General features: G+C 66.2%; 14 protein-coding genes. 10 read left to right on the forward strand and 4 right to left on the reverse strand.

The features are described from left to right. Positions 1–11: 11 nt before the first annotated feature. The 5 genes from dnaK to ACFQ9R_RS31330 all read left to right on the forward strand — a co-directional run bounded on the left by dnaK (position 12) and on the right by ACFQ9R_RS31330 (position 5,854). On the forward strand, positions 12–1,877 hold the full coding sequence (gene dnaK / locus ACFQ9R_RS31310) for a molecular chaperone DnaK (protein ID WP_378995832.1): 1,866 nt from the start codon (positions 12–14) through the stop codon (positions 1,875–1,877). Continuing rightward, positions 1,874–2,446 carry a nucleotide exchange factor GrpE gene (gene grpE / locus ACFQ9R_RS31315; RefSeq protein ID WP_378995834.1) on the forward strand — a complete coding sequence of 191 codons (573 nt, stop codon included), beginning with the start codon at positions 1,874–1,876 and terminating at the stop codon, positions 2,444–2,446. The genes dnaK and grpE overlap by 4 nt, the downstream gene beginning before the upstream one ends. Positions 2,447–2,470: 24 nt before the next feature. Next, complete coding sequence (gene dnaJ / locus ACFQ9R_RS31320) at positions 2,471–3,664, forward strand: molecular chaperone DnaJ (protein ID WP_378995836.1); 1,194 nt, start codon at positions 2,471–2,473, stop codon at positions 3,662–3,664. Positions 3,665–3,666: 2 nt separating this feature from the next. Next, positions 3,667–4,068 carry a heat shock protein transcriptional repressor HspR gene (locus ACFQ9R_RS31325; protein WP_378633530.1) on the forward strand — a complete coding sequence of 134 codons (402 nt, stop codon included), beginning with the start codon at positions 3,667–3,669 and terminating at the stop codon, positions 4,066–4,068. Between the two features lie 616 nt (positions 4,069–4,684). After that, positions 4,685–5,854: an FAD-binding oxidoreductase gene (locus ACFQ9R_RS31330; protein WP_378995838.1), complete on the forward strand. Its 1,170-nt coding sequence runs from the start codon at positions 4,685–4,687 to the stop codon at positions 5,852–5,854. A gap of 34 nt (positions 5,855–5,888) precedes the next feature. On the opposite strand, the gene ACFQ9R_RS31335 is transcribed toward ACFQ9R_RS31330, so the two are convergent. Together ACFQ9R_RS31335 and ACFQ9R_RS31340 are read right to left on the reverse strand one after the other, a co-directional pair. Beyond that, on the reverse strand, positions 5,889–6,647 hold the full coding sequence (locus tag ACFQ9R_RS31335; RefSeq protein WP_378995840.1) for an FAD-binding oxidoreductase: 759 nt from the start codon (positions 6,645–6,647) through the stop codon (positions 5,889–5,891). Between the two features lie 29 nt (positions 6,648–6,676). Next, complete coding sequence (locus tag ACFQ9R_RS31340) at positions 6,677–7,834, reverse strand: FAD-binding oxidoreductase (RefSeq protein ID WP_378995843.1); 1,158 nt, start codon at positions 7,832–7,834, stop codon at positions 6,677–6,679. Between the two features lie 226 nt (positions 7,835–8,060). On the opposite strand from ACFQ9R_RS31340, the gene ACFQ9R_RS31345 reads away from it, so the two are divergent. Beyond that, positions 8,061–8,639 carry a DapH/DapD/GlmU-related protein gene (locus ACFQ9R_RS31345; RefSeq protein ID WP_378995845.1) on the forward strand — a complete coding sequence of 193 codons (579 nt, stop codon included), beginning with the start codon at positions 8,061–8,063 and terminating at the stop codon, positions 8,637–8,639. A gap of 44 nt (positions 8,640–8,683) precedes the next feature. Here ACFQ9R_RS31345 and ACFQ9R_RS31350 read toward each other — a convergent pair whose 3' ends face one another. Beyond that, the gene (locus ACFQ9R_RS31350) at positions 8,684–9,049 is read right to left on the reverse strand and encodes a hypothetical protein (protein ID WP_378995847.1); all 366 of its coding nucleotides are present in this window, start codon (positions 9,047–9,049) and stop codon (positions 8,684–8,686) included. Positions 9,050–9,137: 88 nt separating this feature from the next. On the opposite strand from ACFQ9R_RS31350, the gene ACFQ9R_RS31355 reads away from it, so the two are divergent. Genes ACFQ9R_RS31355 through ACFQ9R_RS31370 form a run of 4 tightly spaced genes read left to right on the forward strand, consistent with a single transcriptional unit; the run spans position 9,138 to position 12,146 of the window. Further along, a complete protein-coding gene (locus ACFQ9R_RS31355; RefSeq protein WP_378995850.1) occupies positions 9,138–9,662 on the forward strand; it encodes a DUF3558 domain-containing protein in 525 nt (174 codons plus the stop codon). A 12-nt stretch (positions 9,663–9,674) separates the two neighbouring features. Continuing rightward, entirely contained in the window at positions 9,675–10,052 is a 378-nt protein-coding gene (locus ACFQ9R_RS31360) for a hypothetical protein (protein WP_378995852.1), read from the forward strand. Continuing rightward, positions 10,053–11,354, forward strand: a complete 1,302-nt coding sequence (locus ACFQ9R_RS31365) for a hypothetical protein (RefSeq protein ID WP_378995854.1) — start codon at positions 10,053–10,055, stop codon at positions 11,352–11,354. Positions 11,355–11,387: 33 nt separating this feature from the next. Further along, complete coding sequence (locus tag ACFQ9R_RS31370; protein WP_378995856.1) at positions 11,388–12,146, forward strand: ESX secretion-associated protein EspG; 759 nt, start codon at positions 11,388–11,390, stop codon at positions 12,144–12,146. A 104-nt stretch (positions 12,147–12,250) separates the two neighbouring features. Here the strand turns inward: ACFQ9R_RS31370 and ACFQ9R_RS31375 are convergent, their stop codons facing one another. Next, positions 12,251–13,240 carry an NADP-dependent oxidoreductase gene (locus tag ACFQ9R_RS31375; protein ID WP_378995858.1) on the reverse strand — a complete coding sequence of 330 codons (990 nt, stop codon included), beginning with the start codon at positions 13,238–13,240 and terminating at the stop codon, positions 12,251–12,253. Between the last annotated feature and the right edge of the window lie 196 nt (positions 13,241–13,436).

Raw genomic sequence — 13,436 nt, forward strand, 5'->3', positions numbered from 1 at the left:
AGGAAACCACTATGGCTCGTGCGGTCGGAATCGACCTCGGGACCACGAACTCCGTCGTCGCCGTGCTCGAAGGCGGCGAGCCGGTCGTCGTCGCGAACTCGGAAGGCTCGCGCACCACCCCCTCGATCGTCGCCTTCGCGAAGAACGGCGAGGTTCTCGTCGGTCAGCCCGCGAAGAACCAGGCGGTCACCAACGTCGACCGCACCATCCGCTCGGTCAAGCGCCACATCGGCACCGACTGGAACGTCGAGATCGACGACAAGAAGTACACGCCGCAGGAGATCTCCGCGCGCACGCTGATGAAGCTGAAGCGCGACGCCGAGGCCTACCTGGGCGAGGAGATCACCGACGCCGTGATCACCGTCCCGGCCTACTTCGAAGACGCCCAGCGTCAGGCCACCAAGGAAGCCGGCCAGATCGCCGGTCTCAACGTGCTGCGCATCGTCAACGAGCCCACCGCGGCCGCGCTCGCGTACGGCCTGGACAAGGGCGACAAAGAGCAGACCATCCTGGTCTTCGACCTCGGTGGCGGCACCTTCGACGTCTCGCTGCTGGAAATCGGCGAGGGCGTCGTCGAGGTCCGCGCGACCTCCGGCGACAACCACCTCGGTGGCGACGACTGGGACGAGCGCGTCGTGTCCTGGCTGGTCGACAAGTTCAAGGCGTCCTCGGGCATCGACCTGACCAAGGACAAGATGGCCATGCAGCGTCTGCGTGAGGCTGCCGAGAAGGCCAAGATCGAACTGTCCTCGGGCCAGAGCACCTCGATCAACCTGCCCTACATCACCGTCGACGCGGACAAGAACCCGCTGTTCCTCGACGAGCAGCTCACCCGCTCGGAGTTCCAGAAGATCACCTCTGATCTGCTGGATCGCACCCGCGCGCCGTTCCAGTCCGTGATCAAGGACTCGGGCCTGAACGTGGCCGACATCGACCACGTCGTGCTCGTCGGTGGCTCCACCCGCATGCCCGCCGTCTCCGAGCTGGTCAAGGAACTGACCGGCGGCCGTGAGCCGAACAAGGGCGTGAACCCGGACGAGGTCGTCGCCGTCGGCGCCGCACTGCAGGCCGGCGTGCTCAAGGGCGAGGTCAAGGACGTTCTGCTGCTCGATGTCACCCCGCTGTCGCTGGGCATCGAGACCAAGGGCGGCGTGATGACCAAGCTCATCGAGCGCAACACCACCATCCCCACCAAGCGCTCGGAAACCTTCACCACCGCTGACGACAACCAGCCTTCGGTGCAGATCCAGGTGTTCCAGGGTGAGCGCGAGATCGCCTCGCACAACAAGCTGCTGGGCTCCTTCGAGCTCACCGGCCTGCCCCCGGCCCCGCGCGGCGTGCCGCAGATCGAGGTCACCTTCGACATCGACGCCAACGGCATCGTGCACGTCACCGCGAAGGACAAGGGCACCGGCAAGGAAAACAAGATCAAGATCCAGGACGGCTCCGGTCTGTCCAAGGAAGAGATCGACCGCATGGTCGCCGATGCCGAGGCGCACGCCGCCGACGACAAGGCGCGCCGTGAAGAGGCCGAGACCCGCAACCAGGCCGAGTCGCTGGTGCACCAGACCGAGAAGTTCATCAACGAGCAGAAGCTGAGCGAGGGTGGCGCACAGGTCTCCGCCGATCAGCTGGCGAAGGTGGAGAACGCGGTCGCCGAGGCCAAGCAGGCTCTCGAGGGCACCGATATCTCCGCGGTGAAGTCGGCCGTGGAGAAGCTGGCCACCGAGTCGCAGGCCCTGGGCCAGGCGATCTACGAGGCCAGTGCCGCCGCCGACGCGCAGTCCGGCAACGGCGCGGGCCCCAGCCAGGCCGATGACGATCAGGTCGTCGACGCGGAGGTCGTGGACGAGCCGGTCGACACGGACAAGAAGTGACCGAGGCGAACTCCTCGGAGCAGGAGTTGGTCGAGGAAATCCTGGACGACAATGCGGACGAGAACGCGGAGGCCGCCACGGCGGACTCCGCCCTCGACGCCGAAGTCGTCGAGCCGGAGCACGACGAGCTGGCCGAGCGCACGGCCGACCTGCAGCGGTTGACCGCGGAATACGCGAACTACCGCCGCCGGGTCGAGCGTGACCGGCAGGCCAACATCGATGCCGCCAAGGCCTCGGTGGTCACCGAATTGCTCGCGGTGCTGGACGATCTGGATCGGGCGAGGGCGCACGGCGACCTCGATTCCGGCCCGCTGAAGTCCGTCGCCGACAAGCTCGAGACCGCGCTCACCAAGCAGGGTCTGGTCGAATTCGGTTCCGCCGGTGACCCGTTCGACCCCACGCTGCACGAGGCAGTGCAGCACGAGGGTTCGGGCGCCGACCCGGTGATCGGCATCGTCATGCGCAAGGGCTATCGGTTCGGCGACCGGGTGCTTCGGCACGCGCTGGTCGGGGTAACCGATGCCGAGGCCGCGGGGGCATCGGATCCGGATGCCGGCGACAGTCAATAAGAACGCGAAAGGAGGAGATGCCCGGTGAGCCAACGGGAGTGGATCGAAAAGGACTTCTACAAGGAGCTGGGTGTCTCCTCCGGCGCCTCGCAGGACGAGATCAAGAAGGCCTACCGCAAGCTCGCCCGCGACCTGCACCCGGACTCCAACCCGGGTGACACCAAGGCCGAGGAGCGGTTCAAGTCCGTGAGCGAAGCCAATGCGGTGCTGTCGGATCCTGCCAAGCGCAAGGAGTACGACGAGACGCGCCGCATGTTCGCGGGCGGCGGCGGTGGCGGACGAGCCTACGGCGGCGGGTTCAATCCCGGTGCCGGCGGCGGCTTCTCGCAGGACTTCAACATCGGTGACATCTTCGGTCAGGCCGGTGGTACCGGCGCCGCGGGCGACGGCGGGCTCGGCGATCTGCTGGGCGGGCTGTTCAACCGGGGTGGCGGCGGTGGCCGGGCGGCGGCTCGTCCGCGCCGCGGCTCCGACGTGGAGACCGAGACGACCCTGGGTTTCCGTGAGGCGGCCCAGGGCGTCACCGTTCCGCTGCGGATGACGAGTCCCTCGCCGTGCACCACCTGTCACGGCAGCGGTGCCAAGCCGGGCACCAGCCCGCGCGTGTGCCCGCACTGCAACGGTGCGGGCGTGGTCAGCCGGAATCAGGGCGCGTTCGGTTTCAGCGAGCCCTGCGACGACTGCCGCGGCACCGGGTCGATCATCGACGACCCGTGCACCGACTGCTCGGGCACCGGTATCCAGAACCGCACCCGCACCATCACCGTCCGGATTCCTCCTGGCGTCAGTGACGGTCAGAAGATCCGGCTGGCCGGTCAGGGCGAGGCGGGTCTGCGCGGTGCGCCTTCGGGCGACCTGTATGTCACCGTGCACGTCAGCCAGGACAAGGTCTTCGGCCGCCAGGGCGACGACCTCACCCTGGTGCTCCCGGTGAGCTACAGCGAATTGGTACTGGGGACAACAGTTTCCGTACCGACGCTCGACGGCCGGGTCGGCGTGAAGGTGCCCCCGGGCACCGCCGACGGGCGTATCCTGCGAGTTCGCGGTCGTGGCGTGCCCAAGCGCGGCGCGGCGGGCGGCGCCGGTGACCTGCTGGTCACGGTGAAGGTCGCGGTGCCGCAATCGCTCGACTCCGACGCCACCGATGCGCTCAAGCGCTACCAGGAGGCGGAGAAGGCCAGTGGCTTCGAACCGCGTGCAGGATGGGCGGGTGCTTGATGATGTCCGATGATCCGAAGTCCGTTTCGGGTGCTACCGCGCGTGCCGAGTTCTTCATGATCTCGGTGGCGGCTCAGCTGGCGGGGATGCACGCGCAGACGTTGCGTACCTACGATCGGCTGGGTTTGGTCACCCCGCAACGGACCTCGGGTGGCGGACGCCGTTATTCGGCCCGCGACGTCGAGGTGCTGCGCGAGGTGCAGCGCCTGTCGCAGGACGAGGGCGTCAATCTCGCCGGCATCAAGCGCATCATCGAGCTCACCAATCAGGTGGAGGCGTTGCAGCAGCGCGTCGAGGAGATGAGCGCGGAGATGGAGCGGTTGCGGGCGGGCTACCGGCCCGATCTGTCGCCGCCCGCGCGCAGTACCGCGCTCGTGGTGTGGCAGCCACGCCATCGGCGCTGAGTCGTCTTCGATTCGACGAGCCTCCGGTTCGCCCATCCGCTGTGGTGGATGCGAGCCGGGGGCTCGTTCGTCTCCGGTCAACCCCCGGCGACCGGCTGGTGACTCTCCAGCAACTCACTTATTCGTGATCTTGCTGATCGGAAGTCGCGTCGCGGCGCGCTGAGGTGGGGATTTATCACCGTGGACGTCCAAAAGTTTGCTGTCCGGATGCTGAATTCGGACCAATCGGAAGGCAATTCGCGCCCGGCGACCAGCCACTCGGGTGCGCCTACCATGCGTGTCATGGCTCGGCGCGCCGGTTTGCCGCATGCGGTCGACGTAGCGGAAGGGTCGCTCTACCAGGGCCATTGGTCACCAATTGCCTGATATTCCTGGTGGTTTCGAGAATCGTGAGCGGCTGTTCACCCGCAATTAACGGGCTTGAGGTATGTTTTCATGAGAAACTACTAGGAACCGCCTGGTATTTCGCGAATTACATGCGTGATGTTTAAGAGTACGATTCCTAAGCTGGCAAACCTCGCCTAGACTTCTCGCATCGGCTGCTGACGAGTGTCCTCCCAGCCCGTCACTCGCCGGCGCGGCTAGCGTTCGATGGCGAAACGAGGTTGTGACACATATGGATTCGCGGACTGTCGCTTTGATCCGTACTACGTTCAAGGCGGTTGCTGCGGAAGAAGGTGGACCCGAGAAGCTGTCGAGGTCGTTCTACTCGATCCTCTTCACGGACTACCCCGGTGTCCGCGACTACTTCCCGGCTGCCATGGATTCCCAGCGCGACCGGCTCGTCACGGCGATCTCCTACGCCCTCGACCGGCTGGAGGAGCCCGACAAGCTGCTGCCGTTCCTGGCCCAGCTCGGTCGCGACCATCGCAAATACGGCGTGCAACCGGCGCACTATGTGGCCGTGGCCAACTCGCTGAAATCCGCCATGCGGTTGTTCGCCGGTGCGGAGATGTGGACCGACGAGGTCGCCAGCGCATGGGACGAAGGTCTGGCCACTATCAGTGGCGCGATGATCAGCGCCGCCGACAAGGAGACCACCCCGGCTACCTGGACGGGCACCGTCGTCGAACATCGCGAGGTGCTGCGCAATCTCTCGATCGTCCGGGTCCAGCTCGACGTGCCGATGCAGTACGCCGCCGGTCAGTACCTCAGCGTGCAGATCCCCTCGCGGCCACGGATGTGGCGCTATCTCTCGCCCGCGAACCCGGCCAATCCCAACGGCGAGATCGAGTTCCACGTTCGCGGCGTGCTCGGCGGCTGGGTCAGCCCCGCCATGGTCGCGCACACCGCCGTCGGTGATCAGTGGGCGCTCGGCTCGCCGCTCGGCGGTCTCGGCGTACCGCGCAACACCAAACGCAAGATGCTGATGGTCGGTTGTGGCACCGGCATCGCCCCCCTGCGCGCGCAGATCATGGCGATGGCCCAGCGCCGGGTCAACCCGAAGGTGCACCTGTTCGTCGGCGGTCACCACCCCTGCGATCTCTACGACCTCCAGGTCCTGAGCCAACTCGCCATCGCCAACAAATGGCTCACCGTCACCCCCGTCACCGAGAGTGACGAAAACCCCTGGTGGTACTACGACTCCGGCGACCCCCAGCCGGATCTACCCGGCCTGGAACCCCGCATGACCGGCCAAATCGGCAAGGTCGTCGCCAGCTACGGCCCCTGGGCAGACCGCGACGTCCAAATCGTCGGCTCCCCCTCGATGGTCCAGACCACCAAGTTCCGCCTGATGGCGGCCGGTACCCAAGCCCAGTCGATCCGCCACGACCCCTTGTTCTGACCCGCGGGTTTGCCGCGAAACCGGCCCGTGGTCCTCAGGCGCCTTCGGAGATGATGTTGGCCGGGGGAGTTCCCGCTTCGATCAGACGGTCGACGGTGGTGCGGACCATCGCGGGCGAACCGCAGACCAGGACTTGGTGTTTGGTGAACGGGCCGTGGGCTGCGGCGACGTCAGCGAGGGTGCCGTGGAGCATTTCCTCGAGTCCGAAGCCCACGTCGGAGCGGGTCTGCTCGTGCCATTCATCGCGCACCGCAGGATCTTCCGGGCTTTCGACAACCGGAATGACCGAAAGCCACGGCAATTCGCCCGACAGCAGGAACAACATGTCGTTGGCGTAGAGGTCGCGGGGCGAGCGGCCACCGAAGAACAGATAGGTGCGCGGCGGAGTGTCACGACGGGCCAGGTCCAGGATCTGAGCGCGCATCGGCGCCAGCCCGGTACCGCCGGCGATCATCACCACCTCGACAGCGTCGGGATCGACCGCGAAAACCCCGTGGGGGGCGTTGATTCGCCACTGATCACCGGGTTTGGTGTCGGCGACGATGGAACTCGAACACCACCCGCCGGGCACCGTGCGCACATGGAACTCGAGCTTGCCGTCCAGCGAGGGCGGCAGCGCGGGGGAGAACCGCCGCCGCACGCCCGGATGCTGCGGCACCTCGACCTCCACCGAACCGCCCGCCTCGAACGGCACGAAATCGCCGATCAGCCGGATCACGGCGAGGTCGTGGCGCAAGCGGTGGTGACCGACGACGGTCGCCGTCCAGGCGGGGTCAGGAAAAGCGTTGCTCATCAGCCTCTTTCGCGATGTCGCGGGCGGGTTCAGACGGGGTCGGCGGCGATGATCTCGAGCGGTGTACCGGCCCGCTGGAGCGCGTAACGGGTGTTGGCGATCATCGACGGCGATCCCGCGATCTGGATCTGACGATCCGACCACGCGCCGAAGCTGGTCACCACCGCTCCCAGATTACCGACCAGGCGGCGCGGCATGCCCATCGGCGTCGCACCCGAATCCTGGGGATACCACCAGGGATTGGTGTGTTCCTCGCACACCGGCACCACGGTCAGCCACGGATTGGACTGCGAGAGCTGCCACATGTTGTCCACGTCGTAGAGGTCGCCGGGATAGCGCCCGCCGATGAAGAAGTGCACGCGCGGATTGATCCCGCGCTGGCTCATCTCGATCAGCTGCGCCCGCAACGGCGCGATGCCCGTGCCGGAGCCGATCATCAGCACATCGCGGCCCGACTCCCGGTCCACGTGCAACCCACCGAGCGGCCCGGCGATCTTCCACCGGTCCCCGACCTTGGTGTCGTTGACGATCGCCGGGCTCACCCAGCCGCCACTGATCCGCCGCACATGGAATTCGATCTCGCCATACGGGTTCGCGGGGATGGCGGGGGAGAAGTAGCGCCACATATTCGGCCGCTGCGGCACCGCGACCGGCACATACTGTCCGGCCTTGAACGGAATGGGCCCATCGGCCTGTAATCGCACGATCGCCAGATCGTCGAGCACTCGCCGGTGACCCACCACGGTCGCGTCCCAGTACGGCTGCGAGGTGTCCTCGTTGGCGCCGATCGCCATCGACGCCGAGATCAGCAGCGTGATGTCACGCCAGCCCTCATCGAGTTCTCTGGTCCAGCGATTGCCGTGGAAGGTTCGCAGCGCCGCGAGCAGCGCGCGTCCGGCCAGGTCGTAGTGGTCGGCCTCGACCCCGTACTTGCGATGGTCGCGGGCGAGTTGCTCGAGGAAGCGCTGGGCGCGTTCGAAGTCCTCGAGATGGTCGAGGACGAACTGCACCGCCGTCGTGATCCGCTTGGCCTGCATGTCCATGGCAGGCGGAAACAGCTCACGCAATCTCGGATCCTGCGCGAACAGGTGACCGTAGAAAGCGCTGATCAGCCGCTCGGACCCACCGGGTGTCTCCGACACCCCGCGGAAATCGGCGCGGACCAGCGCAAGCGAACGCGCATCCACGTCGTCAAGCTCCATTTCTCTGCAATTGCCGCAATGTGGCTCACCCGTCGGTGCCGCCGTCCCCAGTATCCCCCGAAACCGTCGTCTCGGTGCAGGGATGCTCGTCACGCCCGTTCCCAGCCGCACGGATCGTAAACCCCACGTCTGCGATCAGCACGATCTCCCCATCATCGATACGCGTCGGTGATCTTGCGGGTCGCGCGCGAAGGTGCGTGAGAATCGAGGGATGGCGAGCGACAACTTCATGGAGATTCACGATCCCGAACTTCTGGCCAGGGGTGAACGGGTTCTCGGGGCCGAGTTCACGGCGATGCACGAGCGAGTTCTGCAGGTCAGCGCGTTGACGTCCCGTCTCAACGGTCTGCCCTTCGACGACGAGGCCGGAAAGGCGGCGCTGCTGGGGGAGATCCTCGGCCGTCCGCTCCCCGCGGGTCTCACGATCTACCCGCCGTTCTATACCGATCACGGTCTGAACCTGGACCTGGCCGAGCGCGTGTTCATCAATCAGGGCTGCACGTTCCTCGACTACGCCGGAATCCGGTTGGGCCGGGGCGTGATGGTCGGCCCGAAGGCCACCTTCATCACCATGGGCCATCCCGTCGATCCGGAGGAACGGCGCCGATTCCTCACCGGTGCGCCGATCGACGTGGCGGACAACGTGTGGATCGGCGCGGGCGCGATGATTCTGCCCGGCGTCAGCATCGGTCGCGACGCGGTGATCGCCGCGGGTGCGGTCGTCGCGGACGACGTCCCGGCGAACAGCTTGGTGGCCGGTTCCAAGGCGGCTGTGCGTCGACGCTGGTAGTTCGGCCGTCGTGTTGCCCACGGAACGCCTGCGCTGACACCGCGTCAGCCGGTGACCTTCTGCACCGCCGCCTGCCGTGCCCCTTCGTCGACCTCCCCGATCTCGAACCCCTTGCCCACGATGTGCTGGACCAGCGCGGCCTCCGGCGGCAGCCCGTACTTGCGCAGGTAGTAGGGAACAGCGCCCGGCCAGACGAACGCGCCGTCGGTGTGGAAGTTCAACGGCACGTCGCGCTGGGTGGGGTCGAACTCGTCGGCGTCGTGGCCGCGGGCGCTCAGAATCACCGGCGCGTGCTCGAGGTAGGACAGCACCTGATCCTGGATATCGGAGTCCACCGCCGACCGGTTCACCACCGGTTTGCCCTCGGGATTGCGCCCGTCGAACGGCGCCGAAAGTCGAAGTTCGCTCATGCTCCGACAACTTACGCGGCCCCGGCTCTGGTCGGTTGACCGTGCTAATGTGCCTGGTCAAGGCAGTACTCGGCCGGAAGGGGTGGGGATGAAACGCGCAGGTACGGCGATGGTGGTTGCCGGTTTGGCGGTTGTCGGGCTGGTCGGGTGCGACTCGGGGGAGTCGACGTCGAAGGGGGCGACGACCACGGCCAAGCCGGTGTTGTGGAATCCGTGCACGGAGATTTCGGATGCTGCGTTGACGGAGGCTGGGGTGGATCCGGCGACGGAAGAGAAGGGTGTCGCGGGGGTTCCGCAGCCCGGGTGGGAGATCTGTGGATGGATGGCCCCCAAGTACGGATTGACGGTCTACGCATCTGCCAAGTCCCTCGCGGAGTTCGAGGCCAAGCCAGGCAACGTTGATTTCACTGATGTCACCGTGGCTGGTCGCCCCGGAAGGAAGTTCAAGGTCGCGGGCGATTCTCGCAACCTGATCTGCGACGTGGTCTTCGCGACTCAGGGCGGGGTGGTGCAACTCGAGGTTATGAATCGTGCCAGCCTTGACGGCCTCGAGGAACCGTGCGTCTACCTGAACAACGCGGCAAGCGCGCTCGTCCCGACTTTCCCTCGATAGCAGGGAGGGCAAATGGCTGATACGACGGCTTACAGCACGCTTTTGTCGCAGGCTCGTGCGGGCGAGGTCTACTTGAACGACGAGGCGGCGGCCTATCACATGTTCAAGGCATGTGATCAGCGACTGACCGATCTCGACAAAATCCTGATCACGTCTCAAAGAGCCCAGAACGTAAGCGGTTTCGGTGATTTCGACATTGCCAGACAGCTCGAGGCGAAGTTCCGTGCTCAAGCTGGCAACGATCCGAATTCGATCTACGAGGTCATCCTCAAGGACATCGAGGCGGTGAAGCAGTTGCGCGAGGTCTTCTCCATCTCCTTCAAACGCATTGCGGGCAAAGACATCGAGAACGCCAACGCTCTCGACTACGTCACTGAGCAGGTGAGCTGAATGACCGGCATGCAGAGCATCAGCGGCGTCGACCTACTCGGCAACCTCCGAAACTTCGTCATGTCCCCGTTCTCGGGTGACGACGGAGAACTCGACAGCTCCGAAATCGCTGATATCCAGAACCAGTACAACACCCAGCGTGATCGCAACCGCCAGAAGGCGGGCGAGCTCGGTTTCGACGGCGAGTACCGCCCGGCTGCGGTGACGAGGAACGACCTGTTCCCCGGCACCGTCGAGGAACTGCGCGCCAAGGTCGACAAGATCGATCTCGACTCCGTTTCCGCCCTGATCAGTTCCTGGAACGAAATCTCTACCCGCAACAGCACATCCCTCGACGAGTTCCGCAAGCAGATATCCCGCGGCATGTCCCCAGACGTCTGGGCAGGTTCCGCAGCGAACGCGGCAGCGCAAACTGTTGCGGCATATGACGCTACGGGAAAAAAGGTCACCACCGCCGCCGCGCTCACCAGCACCAAACTGGACGAACTCCGTACCGGCCTCGAACCGACAAAACGTCTCGTTCCCCACGAGCCCGAGCACCGCAGCGGTCTCGACAATGTCGGAGCCCTGCTCACCGGGCGTGGGTGGCGCAATGATGATGTCGCGCAGGAGAACGCGCGAGTCGAAGCCGTGCGCATCCTCCAAACCGTCTACGCCCCGGTCATTTACGAGTCCGACAACAAAGTCCCGGTGATCCCCATTCCGAAGACCGTCGAAGACGGCGGCGGCGAGCCTGAAAAAAAGAGCAGCACAACACAATCCACCACTCAGGGTTCTACTACGCAGCCCACTACCCAGGCGACGACGACGCAGCCCACCACCCCGGCGTCGACCACTCCCACCACCGACCCGGACGACACCGACGACTCCACAGACGATTCGACCACCCCCGATTCGACCACTCCCGAGTCGACGGAGCCGGGCTCGACCACCCCCGCCTCGACCACCCCGAGCTCGACCGTCCCCGGTTCGGGCTCGCCGTCCGGATCACCGAGCGGCGCAGGCTCGCCCGGCGGTGGGTCGCCGGGTGCGGGCACACCGGGCGCGGGAACGCCGGGTGGTGCGGTGGCCGGCAGCCCGACGTCTGCCGGCGGCGCTGGGGGCCGTGGCACCGGCACGGGCACAGCGGGCCGTTCCGGTATGCCCGGCATGATGAGCCCCGGCGCGGGCAAGGGTGGCGGCAAGGACGACGAATCGACCAAGGGAATCCCCGACTACCTCATCACTCAGGAGAACGGTGACGAACTCACCGGTCTGGACACCCTGCCCAAGATGGTCCCGCCGGTCATCGGCGCCGACTAGTCGCCGATCCTGATGGAACAGAGTAGATCTCCCGTGCGTACCTGGCATTTCACCGCGTTAGATTTCCGCACCCTGTGGGAAGCCGCGGGCCGCGACGTCCTCCCGTACCCACTGCATCATCGCCATACCGACGTCGAAACCCACGCCGAGGTCCTGCGCCTGCGCAGCAAGGCCGCGGAGAACCTGATGGCCGAGTTCGACAGTGATCTCGACCGTGCCATGGCCGCCCTGCTCGCCCCGCACGCCCGCGTCGAAGTGGCGGGAGCGTCCAAGGGCGTCAAAACGATCCGGGCCCACGGCGGCGCCCGAGATACTTACGCTTCCCTCGCCGTCCAAGCCCCCGGCGACGAGACCAACCCCGGCGACATCACCCTCCACCTTTTCGACCCGGACGCACTGGCCGCCGCCGTCCTGTCCACCCTCCCCAAAGTCGCGCCCGGCAAGGGCCGCGAAATCCGGGTCACCGCAGCAGAACTCGCGGCCCCTCGCCCGCACGTCCGCGACCGCTGGAACCCCACCCCCCGGGAACAACTCGAATCCTTCCTGGCCAAACCCACCACCACCCTCACCCACATCGGCGTCTACGCCCACGGCAGCGTCGACAACCGCCACACCGAAGGCCGCGACGACTTCCAACTCCACGACATCCCCGGCGACGGCCGCTACGTCTTCTACGGCGAAACCACCTTCATCGCCAAACCCACCACCCCCACCCGAATCCAATCCACCCTCGCCACCATCCTCACCACCACAGCGACCAAGGCCCGCACCGGCACCTACCTCCCCCGCTGAGCCGGTCAGCGCCGATGGGGTCGCATCGCCGCCGTCGCTTCGCGAAGTGCGCGTTGGATATGGCCGCACTACCAAACACCAGGAAGCTGTCGGCCGCCCGCGGATCAGATGGCGAGGACGGTTTTTCCGCGTGCGCTGCCCTGGCCGAGGACGGCGGGAGCGGCCTCCAGTGGGACCGTCATCTGCACCGGCACCACCACATCACCGGCGGATACCCGGGACAGCAGGCGGCTCAATTCTGGTGAGCGGCCTTTGGATTCGAAGTTTCCACCGGTGATGTCGCGGTCGCGCAGCATGGCTTCGTCGGCTGACCAGATCGTCGAGTAGGCGTGTCCGCCGCGCCGGACGAGCGTCGCGTGCGAGGCGAAATCGCCTGCTGAGCTGACCAGGTCGAACAGGACGTCGATGCCGTCGGGGTGGGTGAAGCGCACGGCGTCGGTGATGCTCGAGTCCTGGCGGGTGGCCGGGTCCGGATCGTCGACATTCGGGTCGGCGGGGCGGATCTGGGTGTAGTCGACAGTCTCGGCGGCGCCGAGGCGCGCGACCTGGTCGGTGGCGTCGCCGCGGGCGGTCGCGATCACATGGCCGCCGGCGATATTGGCCAGCTGGACGAGGAAGGAACCCACACCGCCGGTCGCGCCGACGATCAGCACTGTCTGGCCGGGCTGGATATGCGCGGCGTCCACCAGATCCTGGGCCGTCACGCCGGCGACCGGCAGCGCCGCCGCGGCCACCGTGGTGACGCCGTCGGGGATGGGGACGAGGGTCGCGTCCTCGGGGACCGTGGCGTACTGCGCCCAACTGCCGTGTCCCGCAGGCGCGGTCAGGAATTTGCCGACCACCTTGTCGCCGACCTTGAACTTGGTGACGCCCGTGCCGATCGCCGAGACGGTGCCCGCGCCGTCGACGCCGAGGATCATCGGGAAGTCGGTGGGCATCTTGCCCTCCAGGATGCCGTCGGCCATTTTCAGGTCGAACGGGTTGACCCCGGCCGCGTCGAGCGCCACTTGCACCTCGCCGGGACCCGCGTCGGGTACCGGGACATCGGCGAGCTCGGGTGTGGCGCCGAACTTCTGAACCACGATCGCGCGCATGGGGGTGAACTCCTCGCATCGGGGGTGAGCCGGGCATCGCAATCCTAGGCGGATAGCCGTTCGACATGCGGTGATTGGTCGTCTTCGGTGGTGTCGCGGCGTACCGTGAAGCGCGGATTCGCAGTCGGTGAAATTTTTTGTAGTTGAGCGGAACAGACTCAACTTTGTGAGCGTTGAACAAGTCGATACCGGACAC

The sequence above is a fragment of the Nocardia sp. NPDC056541 genome (genome assembly GCF_042794235.1).
Lineage (GTDB): Bacteria > Actinomycetota > Actinomycetes > Mycobacteriales > Mycobacteriaceae > Nocardia.